This window comes from Mucilaginibacter sp. GW821-FHT07G05 (genome assembly GCF_059418565.1).
Window position 1 is genome coordinate 497,635 of the sequence record NZ_JBWKQC010000005.1, and the last position, 26,851, is coordinate 524,485.

At 44.4% G+C, this 26,851-nt stretch carries 19 protein-coding genes; 5 read left to right on the top strand and 14 right to left on the bottom strand.

Annotated features, from left to right (window positions below):
• Nucleotides 1–8: 8 nt before the first annotated feature.
• From AC07NA_RS15815 to AC07NA_RS15830, 4 genes are all read right to left on the bottom strand, one after another.
• Nucleotides 9–1,007 (bottom strand): c-type cytochrome, encoded by a 999-nt coding sequence (locus AC07NA_RS15815; protein WP_494898545.1) that lies wholly within the window; start codon nt 1,005–1,007, stop codon nt 9–11.
• Between the two features lie 70 nt (nt 1,008–1,077).
• Complete coding sequence (locus tag AC07NA_RS15820) at nt 1,078–1,800, bottom strand: head GIN domain-containing protein (RefSeq protein ID WP_494898546.1); 723 nt, start codon at nt 1,798–1,800, stop codon at nt 1,078–1,080.
• A 137-nt stretch (nt 1,801–1,937) separates the two neighbouring features.
• Nucleotides 1,938–2,543: a GIN domain-containing protein gene (locus AC07NA_RS15825; protein ID WP_494898547.1), complete on the bottom strand. Its 606-nt coding sequence runs from the start codon at nt 2,541–2,543 to the stop codon at nt 1,938–1,940.
• Nucleotides 2,544–3,121: 578 nt separating this feature from the next.
• The gene (locus tag AC07NA_RS15830) at nt 3,122–5,017 is read right to left on the bottom strand and encodes a RecQ family ATP-dependent DNA helicase (protein ID WP_494898548.1); all 1,896 of its coding nucleotides are present in this window, start codon (nt 5,015–5,017) and stop codon (nt 3,122–3,124) included.
• 74 nt (nt 5,018–5,091) lie between these two features.
• Here AC07NA_RS15830 and AC07NA_RS15835 point away from each other — a divergent pair, with 74 nt between their 5' ends.
• Nucleotides 5,092–8,325 (top strand): amidohydrolase family protein, encoded by a 3,234-nt coding sequence (locus AC07NA_RS15835; RefSeq protein ID WP_494898549.1) that lies wholly within the window; start codon nt 5,092–5,094, stop codon nt 8,323–8,325.
• Nucleotides 8,326–9,151: 826 nt separating this feature from the next.
• Here AC07NA_RS15835 and AC07NA_RS15840 read toward each other — a convergent pair.
• Entirely contained in the window at nt 9,152–10,282 is a 1,131-nt protein-coding gene (locus AC07NA_RS15840) for an alpha/beta hydrolase (protein WP_494898550.1), read from the bottom strand.
• Between the two features lie 72 nt (nt 10,283–10,354).
• Complete coding sequence (locus AC07NA_RS15845; protein WP_494898551.1) at nt 10,355–11,641, bottom strand: citrate synthase; 1,287 nt, start codon at nt 11,639–11,641, stop codon at nt 10,355–10,357.
• A gap of 149 nt (nt 11,642–11,790) precedes the next feature.
• Between AC07NA_RS15845 and AC07NA_RS15850 the strand changes: the two genes are divergently transcribed.
• Nucleotides 11,791–15,063 carry a PAS domain-containing hybrid sensor histidine kinase/response regulator gene (locus AC07NA_RS15850; protein ID WP_494898552.1) on the top strand — a complete coding sequence of 1,091 codons (3,273 nt, stop codon included), beginning with the start codon at nt 11,791–11,793 and terminating at the stop codon, nt 15,061–15,063.
• Between the two features lie 7 nt (nt 15,064–15,070).
• Here the strand turns inward: AC07NA_RS15850 and AC07NA_RS15855 are convergent, their stop codons facing one another.
• Both AC07NA_RS15855 and AC07NA_RS15860 read right to left on the bottom strand, forming a co-directional pair.
• Complete coding sequence (locus tag AC07NA_RS15855) at nt 15,071–15,610, bottom strand: DUF3347 domain-containing protein (protein WP_494898553.1); 540 nt, start codon at nt 15,608–15,610, stop codon at nt 15,071–15,073.
• A gap of 9 nt (nt 15,611–15,619) precedes the next feature.
• Nucleotides 15,620–16,867 (bottom strand): ABC transporter permease, encoded by a 1,248-nt coding sequence (locus AC07NA_RS15860; protein WP_494898554.1) that lies wholly within the window; start codon nt 16,865–16,867, stop codon nt 15,620–15,622.
• Nucleotides 16,868–17,030: 163 nt separating this feature from the next.
• Here AC07NA_RS15860 and queA point away from each other — a divergent pair, with 163 nt between their 5' ends.
• Both queA and AC07NA_RS15870 read left to right on the top strand, forming a co-directional pair.
• Nucleotides 17,031–18,080: a tRNA preQ1(34) S-adenosylmethionine ribosyltransferase-isomerase QueA gene (gene queA / locus AC07NA_RS15865; RefSeq protein ID WP_345214254.1), complete on the top strand. Its 1,050-nt coding sequence runs from the start codon at nt 17,031–17,033 to the stop codon at nt 18,078–18,080.
• 252 nt (nt 18,081–18,332) lie between these two features.
• Entirely contained in the window at nt 18,333–19,037 is a 705-nt protein-coding gene (locus AC07NA_RS15870) for a 2-C-methyl-D-erythritol 4-phosphate cytidylyltransferase (RefSeq protein ID WP_494898556.1), read from the top strand.
• 35 nt (nt 19,038–19,072) lie between these two features.
• Here AC07NA_RS15870 and AC07NA_RS15875 read toward each other — a convergent pair whose 3' ends face one another.
• The 3 genes from AC07NA_RS15875 to AC07NA_RS15885 form a co-directional block, all read right to left on the bottom strand.
• Nucleotides 19,073–19,219 carry a lmo0937 family membrane protein gene (locus tag AC07NA_RS15875; RefSeq protein ID WP_345214256.1) on the bottom strand — a complete coding sequence of 49 codons (147 nt, stop codon included), beginning with the start codon at nt 19,217–19,219 and terminating at the stop codon, nt 19,073–19,075.
• A gap of 112 nt (nt 19,220–19,331) precedes the next feature.
• Nucleotides 19,332–19,553, bottom strand: coding sequence for a DUF2795 domain-containing protein (locus AC07NA_RS15880; protein ID WP_002996718.1), 222 nt, complete (start codon nt 19,551–19,553; stop codon nt 19,332–19,334).
• Nucleotides 19,554–19,635: 82 nt separating this feature from the next.
• Nucleotides 19,636–20,193 carry a cob(I)yrinic acid a,c-diamide adenosyltransferase gene (locus AC07NA_RS15885; RefSeq protein ID WP_494898558.1) on the bottom strand — a complete coding sequence of 186 codons (558 nt, stop codon included), beginning with the start codon at nt 20,191–20,193 and terminating at the stop codon, nt 19,636–19,638.
• Nucleotides 20,194–20,281: 88 nt separating this feature from the next.
• Here AC07NA_RS15885 and AC07NA_RS15890 point away from each other — a divergent pair, with 88 nt between their 5' ends.
• The gene (locus AC07NA_RS15890) at nt 20,282–21,271 is read left to right on the top strand and encodes a chitinase (protein ID WP_494898559.1); all 990 of its coding nucleotides are present in this window, start codon (nt 20,282–20,284) and stop codon (nt 21,269–21,271) included.
• A 409-nt stretch (nt 21,272–21,680) separates the two neighbouring features.
• Here the strand turns inward: AC07NA_RS15890 and yidC are convergent, their stop codons facing one another.
• From yidC to AC07NA_RS15905, 3 genes are all read right to left on the bottom strand, one after another.
• Nucleotides 21,681–23,501 (bottom strand): membrane protein insertase YidC, encoded by a 1,821-nt coding sequence (gene yidC / locus AC07NA_RS15895; protein WP_494898560.1) that lies wholly within the window; start codon nt 23,499–23,501, stop codon nt 21,681–21,683.
• A gap of 21 nt (nt 23,502–23,522) precedes the next feature.
• A complete protein-coding gene (pyrG, locus tag AC07NA_RS15900; RefSeq protein WP_345214260.1) occupies nt 23,523–25,133 on the bottom strand; it encodes a CTP synthase in 1,611 nt (536 codons plus the stop codon).
• A gap of 147 nt (nt 25,134–25,280) precedes the next feature.
• Nucleotides 25,281–26,618: a peptidoglycan DD-metalloendopeptidase family protein gene (locus AC07NA_RS15905; RefSeq protein WP_494898562.1), complete on the bottom strand. Its 1,338-nt coding sequence runs from the start codon at nt 26,616–26,618 to the stop codon at nt 25,281–25,283.
• Nucleotides 26,619–26,851: the final 233 nt, after the last annotated feature.

Genomic DNA, 26,851 nt, shown 5'->3' on the forward strand with positions numbered 1-26,851 from the left:
AATTTTATTTACTTTTTAGTGTTTGCCGCAATTGTGTTGGCCTGGTACTTTATCACCTGGTTATTAACGGGTTTCAAGGTTTTCAAATACGCGTAAACTGCTTCCAGATCGCTCGTTTTCATACCTCCGTATTTCCACCACGGCATTATGGTCTGGAAGTCGTTTTTACCTACTTTGTATGGCTTGGCGCTGCCATCGGCATACTGCCTGAAACGGCTTACAAATTGCTCTTTTGTCCAGTTGCCTATACCTGTCGCCTTATCGGGCGTTATATTGGCCGAACTTAACTTACCACCCGGCAGGCTGAATACTTTGCCACCGGCAAATTCTAAACCGGGCAGCAGTTTGCCCTTATCATCCTGGCTGTGGCAATCAATACACGAGGCGCTTTGCACCAGGTATTGTCCGTATTTTAAGGTATCGCTTTCGGCAGGGCGTTTACCCAGGGTGGCTTTTTGCGGCATGGTATTCACTATCAGGTTCAGCGGAAAATCGAGCTGATGCGCCGGGTAGTTTTTGCCGTAAGGTTTAAGCGTGCGGATGTAGGCAATAATGTCATACACATCTTCCCTATCCATTTTTGAGTAAGCCTGCCACGGCATTATCGGGAATATGGCCGTGCCCCTTTTGGTAACGCCGGTTGTTATAGCGCGAAAAAGCTCGCCATCCGTCCAGTCCTTTAAATTTACGGGGGTTATATTGGGCACGTAAATGGCACCCGGTAAACCTATCCTGCTGTCAAACAGTTCGCCACCGCCGCCTAATACATTACTGTCAATCGGGCCGGCAAAGGTTGTCCAGTCGCGGCTGGAGTGGCAGTCGATACATACGGCTACGTGGTTGGCAAGGTATTTACCGTTGGCTATGCGCTGCGGGGTGAGTTGTACTTTGATCTCTTCGGGCTCGCCTACGTTGGGCAACGCTATTTTGATGTATGATACAGCCGATATTACGACTACAACTAATACTACAAGGATATAAGCTATCCACTTCTTTACTTTTTTCATTGTGGGTTTGGTTTGTTATTGTTGTGATTGTTAGGTACAATACGCACCAAACCCATGAGTCGTTACAGCGTTAGTCAACTTTTTTTAAGGTAGACGAACCCGACTCATCATTTTTAATGGTAGCGGGGTTGCCCCTGTATTCGGTATTGGCGGCTCCGCTGGTTTTAAGCATCAGCGTACGCAGCACATTGATCTTATTATCGCTGGCACCTGATGTTTCAATGGTATAACTGCCCACTACAAAATCAAAGGCATCCAGCTTGCCTGTACCGCTAAAGTTTACGGTATGCGAGGTAGCCTGCCCTGTAAATTTCAAGGTAGTAACACCACTGCCTTCGGTATGTACATCGGCAGCGTTTAAGTCCATCTCAACAGTGCCCGCCCCTGCCAGGCTAATCTCCAGGTCTTTGGTATTCAGTTTACCGTCGGTAATTATTTTAACCGCGCCGGCTGTGCGTATGGCTTCGAGGTTACGCACACCTATCACCAGTTCAAAATCACCTTCGGTGCAAATACTTTTCTTGGTATCAATTTTAAGGGTGCCGCCATCAATATTGGTTTTAATGTATGGCAGCAGGTTATCATCGGCAGTAATGGCTACGGTTAAAGAGCTATCCTGCTTCAGCGTAACTTTGTAACCTCCGGATATATCTATCTTCTTAAAATCTTTCATGGTGCGCACTTCGGTGTGCATACTGCCCGATCCTTTTTCGCAATTAACGTTGCATGAGGTTAACGCGCCTGCCGCAATTGCAGCTGCAATAATGATTGAAGTGAGGTATCTGTTTTTCATAGTTAATTATGTATTTGTTTTTTTGACGATGATTATTGACTTGAAGTTACACTAATTTGCACAAAAAAAGCCATCATTTCCAATTGACGGCTTTCTTGTTGATATATGATAGACCTTGGTAAAGGTGATTGCGTGGATTAAAGAGCGGCTAACTCGTTGGTGATTACTTTAGTTACCGGGCTGTTTGATTTTTGGATCTTAGCAGGTGAAGCAGCTACCAGTTTAGCGTAGTTAACACTTGTTGCCTGGCCGTAGTTTAAAGCATACTCGTTTACGTTACCGCTTAAATCGGCCTTAGCTTTATCGGCTACTGTTACGTTAGCGCTGATGGTGTTGATGGCCAGGTTTGCAGAAGCTGTGTTGTGCAAGTCAACATCTAAAGCGATAGCAGAAAGTTTACCGAATGATTTTACGCTTGCGTTATCATAAGCTGAAATGGCGCGCAGATCGCTGGCTTTAACCCATACTACCAATTTTTCTTTAGTGTATGATGTGATGCGCAATACGCCTTTGCTGTTTTGTACCAAAGCGTTTTCGGCATAGTAGCGGTTGTATACTTTTACCTGATCTTCGGTACCGTCTGATACGAATAGCTCAACGTTTCCGCGTACTTCTATTTTGTTGATGTTCCTTACATCTGCTAACACTGTAGCGTTGGTGTCTTTATCGTTTGCTTTAGTTGAATTTACTGTTCCTAATACTAATGAACAAACTGTGGCGATGGTTAATATTGTAGTTTTCATGATCGTAATATTTTGATAATTAATTTTTTATGTTATTTATGTTTTTAAATACACCAATAAGACGATACCAATTTTAAAACGTTACAGCAAATTCGGCTTATTAGGTGTATAGCCTGTACACCTCGGTAAACGGGGTAATTTTGGCGGTGAAAATTGAGTTGCAAATTCGGGGTTTGAGGTTTCAGGTTCCGGGGGGCGGGGTTCCGGGATCGGGGTTTTAGATTACTATAGCTTTGACAACTTTTTAAAAGTTGTCAAAGCTGGGATACGGAGTTATACCGTTAATACTGACGTAAAATTAAATCGACGAGATTGCTTCATTCTTCGCAATGACAAAACCGGAAATAAAAGTGCTTATAAATGGGTCATCCTGAGCTTGTCGAAGGATTGTGCGCAGAGGCCGTCACCCACGCACCCTTCGATAAGCTCACAACCTACAACTCGGTTACAGATATTTCCTTCCTCAACATAACAATTTAGAGAGCTTACACACAACTTTCAACTCACAACCTACAACTCGTTTCTACCCATGACAGTGCAGAAAGCCTACACACAACTTTCAATACACAACCTACAACTCATATATAATACCGCTCACCATCGGCTTTGATACTGCCGGCATCCAGCAGGAGGCGGAGCGCTTCTATCTTTTGTTTGTCGTTGCCTTTGTTGATCGATTTTATGAGGGCGGTGATGGTTGAGGGTTCGTTGCTTAGCTGTTCCAATATCTGGTTTCTGATGATATCTAAAATATCTTCGGCGTTTTGCTGGCGGCGTTCTTCGAGGCATACATCGCATACGCCGCATTTGCGGGTGTTCTCTTCATCAAAATACGACAACAGCATTTGGCTGCGGCATTTCTTATGGATGGCATAAGCCAGCACGGCTTCTATTTTTTGGCGGTAAATGGCTTTACGCTCTTCAATATAGGCTTTGTTGATGAACAGTTCATCGGCGGTAAGGCGTGGTTGCAGGTAGGTAACCTGCGGCTGATCGGTTTGTTGCAGGTAGCTGATGATCTTGTAATCGTGCAGCTGGCGCATACCTTCTATTACCTGCTGTACACTCATGCCGGTACGTTTGGCCAGTTCGAACTCCTTTATATGTACGTAATCTTCAAACGAACCACCGTACGAGCGCAGCAGCGTTTTAACAAAGGCATCCCAGCCCGAATTGGCTATCTGGAAGTTATACAAGCGTTCGCTGGATATAATAAACCGAAACCGAGACGGCAGGAAAACGCTCTCGTTGAATGAAAGGTATTCGTCCTGTTCTAAAAACTTCAGGGAGTTCAGCGTTTTAAAGATATCGAGCTTAAAGCGGGCGCAAAAAGCGGTAATGTCAAAATCGAAACTCAACCCGGCACCGGCGCCGTAGGCCAGCTGGTATTGGTTGGCAAGGTAATGGTATACCTGCTTTATTTCATCTACCGATGGAAAACTGTTTTGGTACTTGCGCTCCTGCTTTTGCTTATCATACGGACTATACAGCAACACGCCATAGGCCTTTTGCTCGTCGCGCCCGGCACGCCCGGCCTCCTGGTAATAGGCTTCTAAACTTTCGGGCATATCCTTATGGATGACGAAACGTACATCAGGCTTATCAATTCCCATCCCGAAGGCATTGGTGGCTACAATAACCTGAACCTGGTTTTGCATCCACAATTGTTGCCTGCGCGAGCGCTCATCCATACTTAAACCGGCATGGTAGTTTTCGGCGGCTATGCCGTTGTCATTGTAAAACTTGGCCAGTTCGGCCGTTTCTTTGCGGCTGCGTACATATATAATACCGCTGCCTTTTACTCCGTTGGCTATATCGAGTAGCTTACGCAGCTTATCTTCGGTATATTGTACTACATAGCTCAGGTTTTTACGCTCAAAACTTTTCTGAAAAACTTTGGCATCCTTAGCGAATAATAGCTTTTGCTGAATGTCTTCCTTTACATCGCCGGTTGCGGTTGCAGTAAGGGCAAGTACAGGTACTTCGGGGTGTATCTCGCGCAGATCGGCCACGTGCAGGTATGGCGGCCGAAAATCGTATCCCCATTGCGATATACAGTGCGCCTCATCAATAGCAATCAGGTTCACCTTCATATAACGTACCCGCTCGCGCACCAGTTCTGATAATAATCTTTCGGGCGAGAGGTATAAAAATTTTACCGGGCCGTAAATGCAATTATCAAGCGCTATATCTATCTCCCGCTTACCCATGCCTGATACTATGGCAACGGCTTCAATACCTTTTGCTTTCAGGTTCTCCACCTGGTCTTTCATCAGGGCTATCAGCGGCGACACTACAATACAGATCCCTTCCATTGCCATGGCCGGCACCTGGAAACAAATGGACTTACCACCACCCGTTGGCAGCAGCGCGAGGGTATCATGGCCATCAAATACCGAATTGATTATTTCCTCCTGCAAAGGGCGAAATGTGTCGTGTTTCCAGTATTGTTGTAGTATTCGGTGGATAGTCATTTAAATATGGCAATCTCAAAACTATTAAAATGGTTCAATATAATTAAATTCGCACCCATAAAACGTCTTACGTCATGCAGAAAGTTTACCTGATTATTATAAGTACGCTGTTATCGGCTAATATTTATGCCCAAAAATGGAATATTGAGAACACCGGCGGACAGCCAAAAAAGGTATCCATTACTACCGATGAAGGCACCTGGATGAATTTAGATGTAAGTCCGGATGGGCAAACCATTGTTTTCGACCTCTTGGGTGATATTTACAGCATGCCGGTTAAAGGCGGCCGTGCTACTATTTTAGCCAGCGGCCGTGCTTGGGAAGTACAGCCACGCTTTAGCCCCGATGGTAAGCAGATCAGCTACACCAGCGATAAAGAGGGCGGCGACAACATCTGGATAATGAACAGCGATGGTAATAACAAACATTCTATTACTAAAGAAAACTTTCGCTTATTAAATAATGCCGCATGGGCACCCGATGGGCAGTACCTGGTAGCGCGCAAACACTTTACCGGCTCACGCTCGTTAGGTGCAGGCGAAATGTGGATGTATTACAAAACCGGCGGCGATGGTATTCAGCTAACCAGCCGTAAAAATGATCAGCAGGATGCAGGCGAACCAACCGTATCGCCCGATGGTAAATTTGTTTACTGGAGCGAGGATGTTACGCCCGGCCCGTATTTTCAATATAATAAAGACCCTAACGCAGGCATATACAACATAAAACGCATTAACCGCACAACCGGCGAAATTGAAACCGTTACGGGTGGTACCGGCGGCGCATGCCGTCCGCAATTATCGCCCGATGGCAAGCTGATGGCCTTTGTAAAGAGGGTACGCTTAAAATCGGTACTATACATCCACAACTTAGAAACCCGCGAAGAGTGGCCGGTGTATGACGACCTGTCGCACGATCAGCAGGAAACTTGGGCCATTTTTGGCGTATACCCTAACTTCGGCTGGACTCCTGATAGCAAGAACATCATCTTTTACGCTAAAGGAAAGATCTGGAATTTGGATATCATCTCGTTAAACGCGGCGCAAATTCCGTTCGAGGTTACTTCGCAGCAAACCCTGTCAGACGCGCTGCACTTTCCGCAAAAGGTTTTCCAGGATGAGTTTTCGGCCAAGATGATCAGGCAACTGACTACCTCTCCCGATGGCAAACGTGTAGCTTTTAACGCTGCCGGATACATCTACGTAAAAGACCTGCCCAATGGCAAACCCGAGCGTATTACCACTACTACCGATTTGGAATATGATCCTGATTTTAGTCCGGATGGAAAATCACTCGTTTACGTAAACTGGACCGATGAATTAAAAGGCGCGATCAACAAAATAGACCTCGCTACCAAAGTAGTTACCCGTATCACCATTGAAAAAGGCTTTTACTACACCCCTAAATTTAACAACCGCGGCGATGCTATCGTGTTCCGCAAGGGAGAAGGTAATGATATGCTGGGCTTTGCTTACAGTCGTAAACCGGGCATTTACACCATATCGGCCAATGGCGGCACACCTACATTTATTATTGGTTATGGTATCCGTCCGCAATTTGCCGAAGATGATAGCAAGCTTTATTTCCAAACCGACGAGGGCGGCAAAAAGGCATTTAAGATAATGGATTTGAGCGGCGCGCACGAGCGTACGCTATACACATCAACTTATGCCACGCAGTTTGCCCCAAGCCCTAACGGCAAGTGGATGGCGTTTACCGAACTGTACAATTGCTATATTACACCGATGGTAAGCGCAGGTAATCCGCAGGACCTATCGGCAGGCAACAAGGCTTTACCGCTTGTAAAACTTACCCGCGATGCAGGCACTTACCTGCACTGGAGCAAAGACAGCCAAAACCTGATGTGGACACTTGGCCCTAAGTACTATGCCCGCGCGTTAAACGCGGCCTTCCCGTACGCGGATGGATCGCCTGATAAAACACCGGTGTTAGATACCACCGCTACCGCAGATATTGGTCTGCGCCTGAAAACAGATCTGCCGGAAGGCAAAATAGCCTTTACCAACGTGCGTATCATTACCATGAAGGGCGAGGAAGTGATTGACAAAGGCAGTATAGTGATCAGCCAAAACAAAATCACCGCTATAGGTAAAGATATACAGATACCTGACGACGCTAAGGTTTACGACCTTGCAGGCAAAACCATTATGCCGGGTATTGTGGATGTGCACGCGCATTTACATGCCAGTCCGGATGGTATTTCGCCGCAGCAGGATTGGAACTACTACGTTAACCTGGCTTATGGTGTAACTACCGCGCACGATCCGTCGAGCAATACCGAAATGGTGTTCAGCCAGTCGGAAATGCTGAAATCGGGTGCGATGGTTGGCCCGAGGGTATATTCAACCGGTACTATATTATATGGTGCCGATGGCGATTTTAAAGCAGTAATTAACAGTATTGACGATGCCCGCTCAAGCTTACGCAGACTGAAAGCCGTTGGCGCATTCTCTGTTAAAAGCTACAACCAGCCGCGCCGCGAGCAACGCCAGCAAATTATTGAAGCTGCCCGCGAACTGCAAATGGAAGTGGTACCTGAAGGCGGCTCTACCTATTTCAATAACATGAATATGATACTCGATGGCCATACCGGCATTGAACACAACATCCCGGTTTGGCCGGTTTATAAGGATGTGAAAGGCTTATGGAACGCCAGTCGCACGGGCTACACCCCTACGCTTATTGTTAGCTACGGCACACAATTCGGCGAAAATTACTGGTACGATCGTAGCGAGGTTTGGAAAAACGACCACTTGCTGAGCTTCACCCCTACATCGATCATTGATGCCCGCTCACGCCGTCGCACCACTGCCGAGTATGGCGATTACGGCCACATTGATGTATCGAAATATGTAAAATACATTGCCGATGGCGGCACTAAGGTGAACCTGGGTTCGCACGGCCAGATACAAGGACTGGGCGCGCATTGGGAGCTTTGGATGCTGGCACAGGGCGGTATGTCGCCATTGCAAGCTATACGTTGCGCTACCATTAATGGTGCCAACTATTTAGGTATGGATAAAGAGATAGGCTCGCTGGAAGTAGGCAAACTTGCCGACCTGATCGTACTGAATGAAAATCCGCTGGATGATATTCGCAACAGCGAGAACATAAAATACGTGATGGTGAACGGCCGCATGTACGATGCCGAATCAATGAACGAAACCGGCAACCGCGAAAAGCCGCGCCTGCGTTTCTGGTGGCAAATGAACCGCGGCGGTAACATGATCAACCTCCCGCTAAATAATACTGAAACTTACCTGTATGGTACACAGGATTGTGATTAACCGGGTATTTAAATCCTCGCTGAAAAGCGGGGATTTTTTGTTTTAATATGCTGTTTTTGTAAACTGGGGTGAGAAGCAATCATTACTTAGGTTGTGCTTGTGCTGTTATCAACATCAGCCTGCTCTTGGGCGCAGTGCCCCATTACTTTTGAGGGCAAAAGTAACAAAACCCTTGTCCAGCAAAAGGCTTCTTTGCCGCACAAGGCCATTGCCCTGCAAACCGAACAGAACTTGGGGCTGGAACTTTTGCCCCGACGCTCTTGTTCCCACCCTCATGCAACAAGCTCCTATGCCCGCCATTGCGCTCATGGCCTCCACAGTTCTGCCCGCTTTCGCCCGAAGCTGTTTGCTGACGGTAGAAGAGGCCTCACCTAAATCTTCTCCAAGGGAGAGGACTTTAAAAGCAGCTCTCCCACTGTCGCGAGTTTAGCATAGCGTAACTCGTGACACAGCATGGCGTAAGCTTTCAGCTTACATCATGCTGTATTGATTGAAATAGTGCGACCGGAGGCCGCGTAATAGTTGCCACTTGGCCGGAGCCAAGCGGCTGTGGAGTGGGTGATAGACCAACGTAATGCAAAAGCACAAACGTAAATAACCCACATAAATGCGGCATCGTAAGGAACGGATAGCACAGCCCCTGCTTAAGCACAAACTTTAATAGCTCCTTGCGCAGCCGCGACTTTTTTCTTTGGTGACTTTCTTTTTTGAGAGAAAAAAGAAAGTTACATCCACTAACGTTCAATAAAGCTCAAACATTCCTAATGAAAAACTAACCACACATAGATGATTCGTACCTCAGGATGATAGTGGAGGAAGTGACGAACTAACGCCCGCCAAGCCATTCATAAAAAGCAGGAAAAGCACTGCGCCATTGCCGCTCATTATGCTTTGCACCTTTTATTATCAGTGTAGGGGCATTCTTTATGTCGATGCCTTTGCTTCGTGCAAGGTCAGCCATTTTTTGCATGTCGGTGGTCATTAAGGCACTTTCGGCATCGCCGCATTCAAAGTAGAAACGGGATTTTTTATTGAGGTTTTTATCGGCATAAGTAAATATATCGGGCGCTATCCAGAACGCGGGAGAGAATATGCCCGCGTTGCCAAATACATCGGGATATTTTAAGACGGCATACATTGATATCAGTCCGCCCATGGAACTGCCTGCTACCGTAGTATATTTAGCTGCTTTTTGGGTGCGGTAGGCGCTGTCAACATAAGGCTTGAGGGTTTTGGCCAGGAAATCTACATAATCATCTCCCCTGCCTTTGCCACCGTATTTAGAATCGTAGGGGTCATATTCCGAAATACGCTGACCACCGCCGTTATCAATCCCCACTATAATACATTGCTTTTTGGCAGGCAGACTATCCAGCGCTTCGTCGACACCCCATTCGCCATAACCGGAAACGTATTCGTCAAACAGGTTTTGCCCATCGTGCATATAGATCACCGGGTATCTTTTGCGCGATGTTTTATAATCTGCCGGCAGATAGATCCAGATTCGGCGCTGCCTGCCTAATTGCGGTATGTTAAACTTTTGGGCCATTAGCTGCACATTGGCACTCGCCGTATGTTTCTTTTCGGCTGCTTTAAAATTATCCTGCCACGCTATTATATCCAGTACAATGGTGGTATCGCGGTTTATTTGATAGGTGTGATTGCCAACGGGTTTACCATCGGCATCGCATTCGGCGGTTTCCCAGCTGCCCTTGGTTACTTTTAAACTGATAGAGCCCGTATTGAATTCTTTAACCAGACTGTATCCTCCTGATGCATCGGCAACAAATTGCCAGCTTTTATCGGCCGGGATCCAGTTGTTAAAATCGCCTGCTAAAAACAAGTTTGCCCCTTTTGGAACCGGTAGCTTGCCCATTTTAAAAGTAACTTTTACCTGGGCCAACAGGCAAACCGGTAATAATGCGGCAAACAATATCAATAACACACACTTTCTCATCCATCTAAAGTACTAAAAAAACAAAAGCCGGATGCTTTTGACATCCGGCTTTTAATATGGTTGATATTTGAATTATCGTTTCTCTATTTCAACAAAATCCCTGTTGGTAGCACCTACGTAAATTTGGCGCGGGCGACCGATAGGCTCTTTATTTTCTTTCATTTCTTTCCACTGTGCAATCCATCCCGGTAAGCGGCCTAAAGCGAATAGTACAGTAAACATATCGGTAGGGAAACCTAATGCCCTGTAGATGATGCCCGAGTAAAAATCAACGTTAGGATACAGCTTACGTTCAACAAAGTAAGGATCTTTAAGGGCTACTTCTTCCAGCTTTTTAGCTATTTCAAGCACCTCATCATCAATACCTAATTTCTCTAAAATTTCGTCGCAGGCTTTTTTAATGATCTTGGCACGTGGATCGAAATTTTTGTATACCCTGTGGCCAAAGCCCATCAGGCGGAAAGGATCGTTCTTATCTTTTGCTTTAGCGATCCATTTATCGGTATCGCCGCCATCTTCCTGTATTTTCTCCAGCATTTCAATTACCGCCTGGTTAGCGCCGCCATGCAGCGGGCCCCAAAGTGCCGATATACCTGCCGATACCGAAGCGTAAATATTAGACTCCGAAGAACCTACGATACGTACGGTTGAAGTTGAACAGTTTTGCTCATGATCTGCATGCAGTATCAGCAATTTGTTCATGGCACTTACAATAACCGGGTCTATCTCCACCTCTTCTGTGCGTTGACCGAAGGTCATATGCAGGAAGTTGCTTATGTAGTCGTATTTATTTTTAGGGTAGATATATGGATGGCCTAATGATTTCTTGTAGATCCATGAAACCACGGTAGACATTTTAGCAAGTGTTTTAACGATGCTCAGGTTTAACTCTTCTGCTGTTTGATTTTGCTTTAATGAATCAGGGTAGAAAGCTGATAAAGCGCAAACCAATGATGAAAGCTGCCCCATAGGGTGCGACCGCTGCGGGAAGCCGTCGAAGATCTTCTTCATATCCTCGTGTACAAGGGTATGACGGCTCAACTCGTACTGAAAACCTTTTAACTGATCGGCAGTTGGCAGTTCACCATAGATCAGCAAATAAGCAACCTCAATAAATGATGATTTTTCGGCCAGCTCTTCTATCGAGTAACCACGATATTTAAGTATACCTTGTTCACCATCTAAAAAAGTAATAGCGCTTTTGGTAGCGCCTGTATTTTTATAGCCTATATCCAGCGTAACATAACCGGTTTGGTCGCGCAGTTTAGAAATATCAATGGCCTTCTCACCTTCCGTACCTTCAATAACAGGAAGGTCGAATGTTTTATCCCCAATTTTTAGTTGTGCAGTTTCAGACATAGAAAATGTTCGTATAAGCAACAAATGTAAATAAATCTGTGTATTATTAATCTTCAATATACTTTAGTATTGTAAAAATTATAATAACTTAACATAAAAAATTAACTGATAGCAGCAATTTTTTAGCCAATCATAATTCCGCATATCGTATGGGCATGTCATTTAATGGCAAATTGGTTTCGTTAATACATAATGATAACAGCATTTACCGGCTGTTATTGTTGGTGCTGGCCATACTTAGCCCCGCGCTATACCTGCTTGATGATGGTACCCTGCAAGATCATCTTTGGCTGCGCCTTGTTTGCAGCGGCATTTGCATCGTTACTTTTGGCGCGTCGTTTTTGCAACGCAGATATTATAAAATATGCCTGTACATTACGCTAACCAGCTTTATAATAATTAACAGCGGTATACTGCTTTACGAAAACCAATTCGCACGGGTTTATATTTTCAGCGCCATGGTAGTGTTTGTAGCGCTTACGCTTTTATGTACCCAACGCCGCGAATTTTTAGGTATATCGTTCATTAATACCGCCGCGCTAACTTATGTTTATCTGGAATTGCCTGTACCGGGTGTAGCACTATCATCAATAATTATATTGATCGCGGGTTTTATTGCCATTGCCTATATCGCCTTTTTAATACGCATGGTTTATCGCTTTAAGCTCAAAAAAGCGCTGGGCAACCTTACACAGGTCAACCATACCCTCATAAGCAACGAACAAAAGCTACGCGACAGCCGCAATCAACTGCATGCCCTCATCAACTCCATTAACGATATTGTTTTTGAACTGGATGAAAATAAAAACTGCCTCAATGTTTGGTATAACGAGCTGCTGCCCCTCCATTTCGATCCGAAGATCTTTATAGATAATAAATTAAGCGACATCATCGGCGCGGAAAAGGCAGATCCGTTTGTGATAGCTACCGACTATGTGCTTAAACATAAAAAGCCAACTTCTTTCGAGTTCGATTCTGTATTTGGGGCCGATAAATGGTATGTAGCCCGTATAGCGCCTATTTACACCCGTAACGGGTATTACACTTCGCGCATTTCTATATCTATAGCCGATATAACCGGGCAAAAGAAATACGAACAAGCCCTTAAAGAGAATGAAAACCTGCTGACCGAAGCGCAGGCCATTGCCAAACTGGGCAATTGGTGGTACGATGATGATACGAAGAGCAATTATTGGTCTGACAACCTCTTCGCGGTGCTGGAAATTGATAATGTACCGCCCGACATGGATAAGTTTACTTATTACATGACACTGGTGCATCCCGACGATCATGATATTACCTATAATTTCCTGATGGACATTGCGACCGTAGCTACCAACACGCTCGAACATAAGTTCATCACCCCCAGGGGTAATTTAAAATACCTCAAAATATTGCGTGGCGAACTGATATTTAAAGAAGATGGCAGCCTGAAAAGGGTATTTGGCGTAATACAGGATATCACGGAGATAAAGCTATCTGAACGAACGGCAAAAATAAGCCAAAGTGAATTGATTGATGCCCAAACAATTGCCAAAATAGGTAACTGGAGATGGGATGTAAGTGAGGAAGCCCTGTCATGGTCTGACGAGATCAGCCATATTTTTGAGGTTAAAACCGGGAGCTATTTACAAAAAGGCTTTGGTCGCTTACTATTAAAATACATTTACCCCGATGATAAGTATATCATAAAGCTGCTTACCAAAAGCCCGGCACGCATTGCCAATACGTCACACGAGTTCAGGATAATTACCGCCGGTGGCAATATCAAGTACGTGAGTCTTATTATAGGTAAATTAATTACACGCGATGGTAATCTGCGCAAAATTATAGGCACCCTGCAAGATATCACCAAACGTAAAACAGCCGAAATAGAATACAAGATCAGCGAGAACAAATACCGCCTTGTACTGGAAACTGTAAAACTTGCAGCCGTTAGCCTCGACCCTACCGGGCACATCATTTTTTGTAATAAACACCTGGCCGATATGCTGGGTTACGAGCAAAAAGAAATTACGGGCATGAACTGGATGGAAAACTTTATCCCCGAGGAGGTGCGCCCTTTATTGCGTGAATCGTTCACTACACGTTCAATCGAAACCCATTTTGTTAACCCTGTTTTGTGCCGCAACGGCGAAGAACGCATCATTAGTTGGCAAAACACGGTTACTTTTGATGATAACGGCGATGTTAAAGAAACCACCAGTCTTGGCGAAGATATTACCGACCAGGAAATGGCTACCCGCGAACTTATTTCAGCAAAGGAGCACGCCGAGCGCGCGTCGCAGTTTAAATCGGATTTCTTATCCACCATGAGCCATGAGATCCGTACGCCGATGAACGCGGTGATAGGTGCTACTAACCTATTACTTACTGAAGACCCGAAACCGGAACAATTGGAATACCTCAACACACTTAAATTTTCGGGCGAAAACCTGCTGGCTATTATTAACGATATACTGGATTACAATAAGATAGAGGCCGGTAAATTTGAACTGCATAAAGCCCCCTTCGATATTCATCAACTGGCACAAAAAATATGGCAGTCATTTAATTTAAAAGCCAGCGAAAAACACCTGCAACTCGATCTGATCACCGACACTACCATACCGGATACCCTTAAAGGCGATCAGCCACGTTTAAGCCAAATTTTGAACAACCTGATCAGCAATGCTATTAAGTTTACGCCGCAGGGCCGGGTGATCATCCGAATGGATAAGGAAGAGGCTACCGACCATACTGTAACCATTAAATTTTCGGTAACGGATACGGGTATCGGCATATCACCCGATTATTTGAGCCGGGTTTTTGATCCGTTTACACAGGAAACCCACCTGAGCAATTACTACGGCGGCACGGGACTTGGGCTGGCTATCACCAAAAGGTTGATAGAATTGCATGGCAGCAGTATAGAAGTAAACAGTCAGCAAGGGGTTGGTACGCACTTCAGCTTTGTTATCACTTTTGAAATATCGCAAAAAGGGCAGCAGATAACCAGCCACGAACCGGGCAATGCCTCCATTACCGATTTAACCGGCAAGCATATTTTAGTAGTGGATGATAATAAAATGAACCTGCTGGTGGCCTCAAAGTTTTTAAAACGCTGGCATGCCAGTGTTGACGAGGCCTTGAACGGACAAATTGCAGTTGATATGGCACTGGCGAAGAATTACGACCTGATCATCATGGACCTGCAAATGCCGGTAATGGACGGGTTCGAGGCCACACAGATCATCAAAAAAACACATCCGAACGTGCCTGTTATAGCACTCACTGCCGATGCCATGCCCGACACGCACAACAAAGCTTTTTACGCCGGCATGAGCGATTACCTCACCAAACCGTTTTTAGCCGAAGCATTATTTGAGAAAGTAGCCAAACATTTGCTACACCAAAAAGGTGTTGAAAAGCCCGCTGAATAAGCAGGTATTATTTCAGTTCTTCTTTAACCTCACCGCATTCCAGCATGTCGCTGCCGTAATACGGGTTTTTGATCTCTTTAATTTCAGATAACCAGTAACCGCCCTTACCCTCGTTTGCCATTGGGCAAAATGTTACGTAAGCAGTTTCTTTACCTGCTTTATTACCTTTTACAAGAGTGATCACATCTTTACTCAATGTTAAAAACGATATACGCTGACTAACGATATCATCAGTAGCGCCGATCTTTTTGGCGAAGGTAGCGGCCTCGTCGCAGCCTTTTACAGCGCTTAGGGCATTCTCCAGTTGGGCGGCTGATTTTTTTGCAGCCTTGGCATCTGTTTTAACCAGGTCATTTTTGAGGGCGATGTATGAAGTATATACTTTATCTACATTGCCGCTATCAGGTACTTCAGCCGCAACTTTAGCTGTTGTATTAGCCGTTGCTGATGTAGCTGAATCTGCTGTTTTTTGAGATGATGATGTTTGATTGCAGGCTGAACCTGATAATGCAAAAACAAACGCGGCGGCAATGCTAAGAGCTTTCATAATGTGTTGTTAGTTTGAACGTATAGCCTCTACCGGGTTAAGGCGCGAGGCGGAATAAGCCGGTACAATACCCGATATAATACCAATAATTACCGATGTAGATAAACCAAATATGATGTTACCCATATCAAGCACCACCTGTATATCGGCAATGGCCTTTACCGCGAATGTACCCAGGTACACAAATAGCAGCCCTATAAGCCCGCCCATAAGGCAAAGCGCAATGGCTTCTATCAGGAACTGCAATAATATGAAATAGTTTTTTGCCCCCAATGATTTTTGTATACCGATAATATTGGTACGTTCTTTTACTGACACGAACATGATATTGGCGATACCGAATCCGCCTACCAATATCGAAAAACCACCGATAATAAACCCGATAACGTTTACCATATCAAACAATTTATCCAACTGATTTGATATCAGGGTTGATTTGTTAAGCGAAAAGTTATCGTCAACTCCCGGGCGCAGCCTGCGTATAGAACGCATGAGGCCTTGCAGCTCGCTTTCAACTTCCAGTTCGGAGAGGTTGCTTTTACCCCTCACAACGATTTGCTGGTTATAACGGTCGCTTTTAATATCCACCAGGTTACGGGCATAGTTCAGCGGCATCAACACTTGTTTGTCCTTAGATATCCCCAGCATATCTTCGCCTTCTTTAGCGAAAACGCCTATTACAGTTACGTAACGGCCCATCACTTTTATCTTTTTGCCCACAGCATCGCCGTTAGGAAACAGCGCCGACGCTATATCAAAACCAATATCCACAACCGGGGCACCCGTACGCGATTCCATTGGTGTAAAATAACGCCCGCCATCAAAACTAAAGTTCCAGGTGCGGTTATGATCCTGCGAGGCGGCATCAATAGAAGCCCCTTCTACAGTATTGCTTTTATATTTAATGTTACGATTATCTACGCTGATCTCGAAAGAGATAGCTTCGGCTGTTTCGCTGCGTTTTTGCAACTCTTCAAAATCGCGGTAGTTAGGTACAGGACGCTGGTAAAACTTCCACCAGGGATAGTCGTTACTGAACAGCCATGGCCATTTTTGAATGTATATACTATTATTACCCAGCTTATTAACACTATTTTGCAGGTTACCCCGCAAGGTATCAACCGCCGAAAAAACCGCTATAATGGTAAATATACCAATGGTAACCCCAAGCAGGGATAGCATGGTGCGCAGTTTATTTTGCCTGAGCGCGTCCCAGGCGAACAGGAAGCTTTCGCGGAAGAGTTTTAAAAATATCATAATCGTATTTGGTTTTAGACTACGATACCCTCGTTTGGTTACACATTAACAGTCAATAAATTTATTGCGGATAATATAACACAAAGCTGACTATTATCTGTTATTTATTTGCTAAAATTTTTATACATTTGCGCCCTTGAAAATCCAACAATATTTATAAGATATGAAGTTATCCCAGTTTAAATTCAACTTACCAGAGTCACTTATTGCCCACACGCCTTCTGATACCCGCGATGAGTCGCGCCTGATGGTGCTGCACCGCGATTCGGGGAAAATTGAGCATAAAATATTCAAGGATGTATTGGATTACTTTGATGATAAGGATGTTATGATTCTTAACAACACAAAAGTATTCCCTGCCCGCATGTACGGTAACAAAGAAAAAACCGGTGCTACCATTGAAGTATTTTTGCTTAGAGAGTTAAACAAGGAGCTTCGCTTATGGGATGTATTGGTTGACCCTGCCCGTAAAATACGCGTTGGTAATAAACTATATTTTGGTGATGACGATTTGCTGATTGCCGAGGTGGTAGATAACACTACATCTCGCGGCCGTACTATCCGTTTCCTGTTTGACGGTACCGATGAGGAGTTCCGTCGTAACGTAGAGATCCTGGGCGAAACACCACTTCCTAAATACATTAAACGCAAAGCCACTGCCGATGATAAAGAGCGTTACCAAACCATCTTCGCTAAACACGAAGGCGCGGTAGCAGCCCCAACCGCAGGTTTACACTTTAGCCGCGAGCTGATGAAACGCCTTGAAATAAAAGGTGTTGAGTTTGCCGAGGTTACGCTGCACGTAGGTTTAGGCACTTTCCGCCAGGTTGAGGTGGAAGATTTAACCAAGCACAAGATGGACTCGGAGCAATTCATTATTGAGCAAAAACAAGCGGATATTGTAAACAGGGGTATTGAAAGAAAGAAACGTATTTGCGCTGTAGGTACTACTTCAATGCGTACTATCGAATCTGCAGTATCTGCCAACAAAACATTGAAAGCAGCTAACGACTGGACCAGCAAGTTCATCTTCCCTCCATACGATTTCAGCATTGCCAATTCAATGATCACCAACTTCCACACACCGGAGTCGACATTGTTGATGATGATTTGCGCGTTTGGCGGTTACGAAAATGTAATGAATGCTTACGAAATAGCCATTAAAGAGAAATACCGTTTTTACAGCTACGGCGATGCCATGCTGATCATCTAATTCATTTTTAGATGTGAGATATTAGAATTGAGATGTGAGATTTTTCTTACATCTCTTTTTTTTGCCTCAATTAATCGTCCTTAAATTTTACTTTTATGGCGCTGTAATGTCAGTTCAACAAGCAACAAATTGTCATTGCGAGGTACGAAGCAATCTCGTCGAATACAGAGCAGACCTACATAGCTACGAGATTGCTTCGTACCTCGCAATGACAAGAATAACAGAACCAATCAAGCACTAATTGATCGTCTCATGTCTTCTACCTTACCTGTTCAATCTAAATATAAAGCCATCATAGTAGCAGGTGGTTCGGGCACCCGCATGCAATCGGTAGTACCTAAGCAGTTTTTGCTGCTGAATGGCAGGCCGGTTTTATTTTATACGCTCGAAGCATTTCATAACAGCACTTATCAGCCGGAGATCATCCTCGTTTTACATCCCGACTTCCACAAGTACTGGAATAACCTGTGCCGCGAATATCAATTTGCACTACCCCACCTGCTGGTAAGCGGAGGCGAAACGAGATTTCATTCGGTAAAGAATGGCCTGGATACCATAAACATTGAAGATGCTGTAATAGCCGTGCATGACGCTGTAAGGCCGATTACCGAACAAGTGATTATAGATAATGCTTATACACACGCTGCCCAACATGGCAACGCTGTGGTGGCCGTGAAAAGCAGGGATTCGGTAAGAGTATTAAAAGAGGGCATTTCAGCGGCTTTAAACCGCGATGAGGTGTACCTGATACAAACTCCGCAAACCTTTCAATACAGTCAATTAAAGCAGGCTTACACGCAGCCATACAGCAATCTGTTCACCGATGATGCCAGCGTAGTTGAAAAAGCGGGCTTTAAGATCAGTTTAATTGAAGGCAGCCACAGAAATTTAAAGATCACCTTTCCGGAGGATATCGCGATAGCGGAATTATTGTTAAGCAAAAAGCCACTTGTATAAACTACAAGTGGCTTTATAATAGTATTTAATAAGCTTTACGCTCGTCTGATTACGCCTAATAGTAAAGCTATAATTGCTATAACTAATAATACGTGAATTAATCCTGTCGCGTGTTGGAAAAAGAATCCAAATATCCATCCTATAACCAGGATGACAGCGATAATGTACAGTAAGCCTCTCATATTGCAAATGTTTTTAGTTGATAATGTTTATAGCTAAATAACCAAAATCATTCCAAAAAGTAGTAGCTAATAAAAATATTTAATATTAGCCTGCAATTATCTTTTTACGAATTTAATATTCGTCTTCGTTAAAAAAGAAATCATCCTTTGTAGGATAATCAGGCCATATCTCTTCTATGTTTTCATACGGCTCACCATCATCCTCTAAGGCTTGCAGGTTTTCAATAACCTCAACAGGCGCGCCTGATCTGATAGCGTAATCAATTAATTCATCTTTTGTTGCCGGCCATGGTGCATCTTCAAGGTGCGATGCTAATTCAAGTGTCCAATACATGTTTTTTCTATATATTTAATGTTCGGTAAATTTACTTTTTCGCAAAAGTATAATATTTTCAAATTGAAAATCAATATTTTTTTTACATTTTTAACACCCTCGGTATCCATTGATTTTCAGATACATCTGCATCAAAACCAACTTTACGGGCCAGTGTAAAAAGATAATCGCTTAACCTGTTCAGGTAAATTATCACTTTTTCATCTACCACATCCGCTTCATTCAGGTGTACTACTATACGTTCGGCCCTGCGGCATACGCACCGGGCTACATGGCAATACGATACCGCGATGCTACCGCCGGGCAAAATAAAATGCTTCAGCGCGGGCAGTACTTTATTCATCTCGTCCATCTCGTGCTCCAGTAATTCAATGTCTGATAAATGCAGATCGGGTATCACCATTCTTGATTTTTCAGGATCGGCAGCCAGCGAAGCCCCGATAGTGAACAATCTGTCCTGAATATGCTTCAATATGTCTTTATCATGTACAGCAATATCCTGATCGCGGATTAAGCCAATATAAGAATTTAGTTCGTCAATTGTACCATAACTTTCAATACGCAAATGATGCTTTGGTACCCTTGTGCCGCCAATAAGCGAGGTATAACCTTTATCGCCCGTTTTGGTATAAATTTTCATATCGATGCAATTAAACAAATTTGCAGTTGTTATTATTACAAATGTGAGTAATTAGCTAAATGTTTACATTTATTTGTAGCAATATCGTATGAAATCAATGATCACTTCGGCCAGGCTTACCCTTGCCTCACTATTTATACTCACGCTGCTTAGTTTTAAATGCGGCGGCACCCACGCCGATACGTCTGCTGCCACTGCCCCACCGGCATCCATAGAAAGCATATTGAGCGAAAAGCAGTTTAATACGCTATTCCCCCAGCGCGATAAATTTTACAGCTACGCGGCTTTTATAAAAGCGGCAAAGGAACTTTCGGCATTTAAGATAAAGATCGTTAAACGGGCTTATTCGGCCTTGCAGCTATCACGTATTGATAACAGCACCGGCAAGGCTACCATTATACGTGAAGATAAGGGCTTTAATGAAAGCTGGGCCAAATCAAAACCTGATAGCGTTTATTATATCGACTTCGCTAAGTTCTGTACAGAGAAAGACGCGCTTACTAACAAAAAAGAACTGGCAGCCTTTTTCGCGCATATAGCGCATGAAACCCGCCACGGGCAAAACGGCCAATACAACGACGGCCTGATGCTTAAACATGAAAACGACACCTCGCTGCCCTACATTGCCAATAATGACGAATACCCACCCGCTGTCGGTAAAAAATATTATGGTCGCGGTCCTATGCAGCTAAGCTACAATGGCAATTATGGTTACGCTTCCGACTGTATATTCGGTGATAAAAGGGTTTTGCTAAATAACCCCGACCTGGTAGAAACCGACCCGGTAGTGGCCTTTAAAACCGCCATATACTTTTGGATGACGCCGCAAGCCCCCAAACCATCGGCCCATGCCGCTATGACCGGCTCGTGGCAACCCAGCGATACCGAAAAAGCCAAAGGACGGGTACCCGGCTTCGGCAGCACCATCAATATCATCAACGGCGCCATAGAATGCGGCAAAGGTGAGGATATGTATAACATGAAAGACCGTATTGGTTTTTATCAGCATTTTTTAACCCTATTAGGTACTACAGATGTTAATTGTGCTTGCTCTTGCGGGAAAATGGCGGCTTATTGATTGTATTTTTATAGTACTATCGTCATTGCGAGGAGGAACGACGAAGCAATCTCTACTTAGGCTGAAGCTTGTGCTGTAATTAACGTTGGTCTGCTCTTGGGCGCAGGGCCCCATTACTTTTGAGGGCAAAAGTAACAAAACCCTTGTCCAGCAAAAGGCTTCTCTGCCGCACAAAGCCTTAACCCTGCAAACGTGCAGAACTTAGAGCTGGAACTTTTGCCCCTTCGCTCGTATCCGCCCCACAAATGCAACAAGTTCCTATGCCCGCCTTTACGCTCTTGGCCAATACAGTTCTGCCCGTTTTCGCCCGAAGCTGTTTGCTGACGGTTAGCGTCAATCAAATACCTAACATCCTATAAACAAAAAAGTCCGCAGCTCGCTGCGGACTTTTCATATCTGTTTAAAGAAATTATTTCTTTTTAGGTTGTTGCGTTTGTTGGCGCATCATTTCTTCCATGCGTGCCTGGAAACCCGTTTTCTTCTTTTTAGCTTCTTCGGGTTTCTTTTTGTTTTCCTGGATCTGGGCATGGATCTTTTTATCGTCAACCATGAATTTGATCAGGTATTGCTGTAAAAAGGTTAACATGTTGGCCAGGAAGTAATAGTAGTTCAAACCGGCAGGATAGCTGTTCAGTACACCGAAGAAGATCAGCGGGGTAATGTAACCGATGTATTTCATTTGACCTGTAGCACCCGATATCTGGTTATTGAAATAGGTATAGATCAGTGTTGAAATGGTCATCAGTAAACACATTAAGCTAATGTGTGTCCAACCGATGATAGGCAGCGGCGCGAATGACACCAGTGTATCGTAGGTTGAAAGATCGTGCATCCACAGGAAACTTTCGCCACGCAACTCAAACAAGCTTGGGAAGAAGCGGAAGAACGCGATCACAATAGGCATTTGCAATACCAGCGGCAAACAACCGCCCAAGGGGTTCACACCTGCTTTTTTGTATAGCTTGAGGTATTCCTGTTGTAATAATGTTGGGTTATCCTCTCCTACTTTACCTTTAATCTCGTCCATCTCCGGCTTAAGCACACGCATTTTAGCCATTGACAGGTATGATTTATAAGTAAGCGGCGATAATACCAGCTTAAGCAAAATAGTCAACACCAAAATGATGATACCGTAGTTCCAGTTAAACTGGTTAAGGAAATTAAATACCGGCAATACCGCGAAACGGTTAATGTACTTTAACGGTCCCCAACCCATATCAACCTGATTTTCCAGATCAAAACCCTGATCTTTCAGTGTACTGAAACGATTCGGGCCAAAATAAAACTCCATCGGGAAAGTACCTGCACTACTACGGGCCAACACCAGGTTAGCACTCATTTGCTTTACATCGCGCAGGTTATTAACATCGGTACTTACAGCCATTTTAGCTTTGCTGATACCGTCTTTAACAATCAGCACATTCGAGAAAAAGTGTTGCTTGAAAGAGATCCACTGGATCTTTTTATCGCTTACTTCTTTCTCTTCGTCTTTAGCTACATTCAGGTGGTCAATATCATCATCGGTATTTTTAAAGTACACCGTTGAGTATTGTTGCTCCTGCTTCATGTCTTTTTCCTGCTTGTGCAGGCTGGCGGCCCAGTTAAGGTTAACAGAACTACTGTTAGCGATAACGTTATCCAAACCGGTAGGCTTAATGGTTAAATCGAGCTTGTAACCGGTGCCTTTTAACGAGTAAGTATAATCAATATACTGTGTAGCGCTGTAGCTCAAACGCATGGTAATAGCGCCCGAATCTTTATCAGCCACTATCAAATCGCCACCTGTTGGGGTGAAATACAGATTATTGGTATTGATATTTACGTTTGATATGCTGAAATTCAGGCCGAACTTGTTTTGATCGCCATCAAATAAGATCAAAGGCTTTTTATCAAAGGTTTTAAAGTTTTTCAGTTCAACTGAATATACTTTACCACCCAGGGTTGAAAGTTTTACACGTATGTCTTTATTTTCAACGGTAACAAGCTTTTCGGCTCCTGATGTAGCCGCGCCAAAGGGGCCTTTTATTACGGTTGAGTCAACCGCGGCTACCGCTTTTGTGGTATCAGCCTTAACAGCTGCCGGTGTTTTCGCACCTGCCCTTTTCAGGGAGTCGGCATGCTCTTTTGCCTGTATTTTTTTCATTTCGGCTTCCGAGGGCTTCAGAAGATAAAATCCTCCTACCAAAATGAGCATGATCAGGAATAATCCTGTGAATGTATTTCTATCCATTATTATGTATCGTACAGTAAATTAGTTCTTGCGGGCGTATGCCAGCGAAGCGGCGACAAAGTTAATAAAAAGTGGATGCGGATTAGCAACCGTTGATTTTAATTCGGGGTGAAATTGCGCGCCCACAAAATACGGGTGATTTTTAAGCTCAACTATCTCAACAAGGTTATTTTCAGGGTTAATGCCCGATGGTATCATACCGTGCTCTTCGTATCTTTTCAGGTATTCGTTATTAAACTCGTAACGGTGACGGTGACGCTCGCTGATGTGTGTTTTACCATATATAGCGGCAGCTTTTGAACCGCGTTTTAAATCGCAAGGATAAGCGCCCAAACGCATGGTACCGCCCTTGGCTGTTATCTTTTTCTGCTCTTCCATCATGCCGATAACCGGGTATGGCGTTTCAGAGTTCATTTCGGTACTGTTGGCTTCGGTTAAGCCTAATACGTTACGGCCGTACTCAACTACCGCGCACTGCATACCCAAACATATACCGAAGAAAGGTATATTGTTTTCGCGTACGTAACGGATAGCTTCTATCTTACCTTCAAAACCACGCTCACCAAAACCCGGCGCAACTAATACGCCATGCAACCCTTTAAGGCGCTCAACAGCGTTACCCGGCGTTAATTGTTCTGAGTGAATATATTCAACCTTTACCTTGCACTCGTTTTTAGCGCCTGCATGTATAAAGGCTTCGGTAATTGATTTATAAGCATCGGGTAGTTCAACATATTTACCTACCAAACCAATACGCACTTCAGACGTAGGGTTTTTAAGGCGACCAAGGAAGTCTTTCCAGCTTTCCAGATCAGGATCTGCCTTTAGCGGAAGCTTCAGTTTGGTTAAAACTGTTTTGTCCAGTTGTTCTTTTAACATCAGCAATGGCACATCATATATGGTTGACGCGTCTATTGATTCGACAACCGCATTGATGTTAACGTTACAAAATAACGCGATTTTTTTTCTGATGTCCTGGTTAATGTGGTGTTCGGTACGGCAAACCAGTATATCGGGCTGTATACCATACTCCAGCAACATTTTAACAGAGTGCTGTGTAGGCTTGGTTTTTAACTCGCCGGCAGCGGCAAGGAAAGGGATAAGCGTTAGGTGGATCACCAGTGAATTGCTCGAACCTACCTCCCACCTGAACTGCCTTACGGCCTCTACAAATGGCAGCGATTCGATATCACCTACGGTACCGCCTATCTCGGTGATCACTACATCGTAATTGCCGCTTTCGCCCAGTATGCGGAAATTTCTTTTGATCTCGTCGGTAATGTGTGGTACAACCTGCACAGTTTTACCTAAAAAAGCACCTTCGCGCTCGCGGTTAATTACATTTTGGTAAATACGGCCGGTGGTAACGTTATTGGCCTGTGATGTTGGGGTATTCAAAAAACGCTCGTAATGGCCAAGGTCCAAATCAGTTTCAGCACCATCCTCGGTTACGTAGCATTCGCCATGCTCGTAAGGGTTCAATGTTCCCGGATCTACGTTGATATAAGGGTCGAACTTTTGGATGGTTACACGGTAACCGCGGGCTTGTAAAAGTTTAGCTAACGAAGCAGAAATAATACCTTTTCCCAACGACGAAGTAACGCCGCCCGTAACAAAAATATATTTGGTCATGTTGTTTTTTGAATTTTGACAACAGTTTTAAAGCCGCTGCCAAATGTTTGTGTACGGGATACAAAAGTAGAAATTTATTCAGAGATTTTGGTGCTTGTTAATAAAATAGTGATTTATGCCGAATGCAGCTTAAAATCAAAACAATAGCTACTCGGCGGCGAGGATCCAGCCGGTTAAGGCATCGTTTTTTACGAGGTAATAATTCTTGTAAGCGGCCAGCACCTCAACTTTTTTTCCGGTAGCCAGCAGCGTTTTACGTGGCGCGTTCAAACTGTCGGGCGCATCATACAAAGCGCGCTCATTTTTAAGGGTAATATTGCGGATGGTGGTAATTTTAGCAACATTATCATTAGCGATATAGCCGTTAACCCCGTCGGGCAGTTTTACTTTATACCACGAACCCGTAGCCGCCTCAACGGTTAAGGCTGTGTTTTTAGGTATATTTAAACGGATAGGTTGTTTATTATCCGTACCGGCATATAGTTTATTAAGTGCATTTGTGGTGCGTACCGTAGCATTTAAGTTAGTTAACGAGCCGGTAATTGCAGCGGGAGCTCCGGTTTCTTTTTCTACAAAATAAACGGGATTAACTACGCCATTGTTGCTGTATACACCAAAATGCAGATGCGATGGAGTGAATTGCGCGTTGCCGGTATTGCCCACCAAACCTACCGTGTCGCCGGTTTTGAGCCTTTGCCCCTGCTGTACAAGTTGCTTATCCAGGTGCGCATAGTACAGGGTATAATCGGCATCATCGGGTCTGAAGAATACCACCAGTCCGCCCAGTGTATTTTCGCCAACGTTGGTCACCGTGCCATTGGCGGCGGCAATGGCCGCGGTGCCCTTTGGCGCGAATATGTCTATCCCCTCGTGCTTGCGGCTGCCATCATCGCGGTTGGCGCCAAACAGACTGCCAATATAGGGTTTGCCCGATGTCGATACCGGCATGTTTAACGATGGCCCGGCAGTAATAGTAAGTGTATACTCCCCGCTTTGTAGCAGCTCGGGTTGCAGGCGCAGGATGTATTTACCATCCTGTTTTATGTCATATTGGAGTTGGACGCCACCGGTATCTGCCGAAGCGATGATCTTCGGCGCTTCGTTATCTTTTTGCTGAAAAAGATCGATATAGATACTATAATTAGCCGCCGGCTTTTTAACCAGGCTCACCGTAATTCGCCTGCCTCTTTTAGCTTCGAACCGCAGGGCTGCGCCATCGGGTTTATCAGCGGCAAAGTAGCCGGTTTCTTTATAGGGCAGGCTGATGTTTAAAGCTTTATCTACTATCTGTGTAGCGTTATTCAGCCAAAGCGACCCCATTACTGTTTTGTCCAGTCCGGCATCTTTCAGTTTTTGGGCATAGGCCTCGTGCGGCGATTGCTTTTTGAAGATCCCGATTGCTCCCCTATCGCTACAGGCACACCATAGCATGGCCACCAGCGCAATTGTTATTGTAGGTATAAGAGGGTGTCGGTAATGGCGCATATCAACGGGGGTTTCCGTATAAACCCTGACGGATGTTAAATAGTTTTCGTTACAGATGGTTTATGTTTTTACCTCGATGGTTAGTTTTTTATAATGCTGATTAGTTTTTACCGCTGAGGTAATGGAGGTTGCGCGGAGTTCGGGGAGGAAACGGTTTGTCTTGTCCTGAAAAGGGTTTACGTTAAAGTAAATCAAATGAAAGGAAAAGAATTAAAAGAAAAGCGTCGGTCACC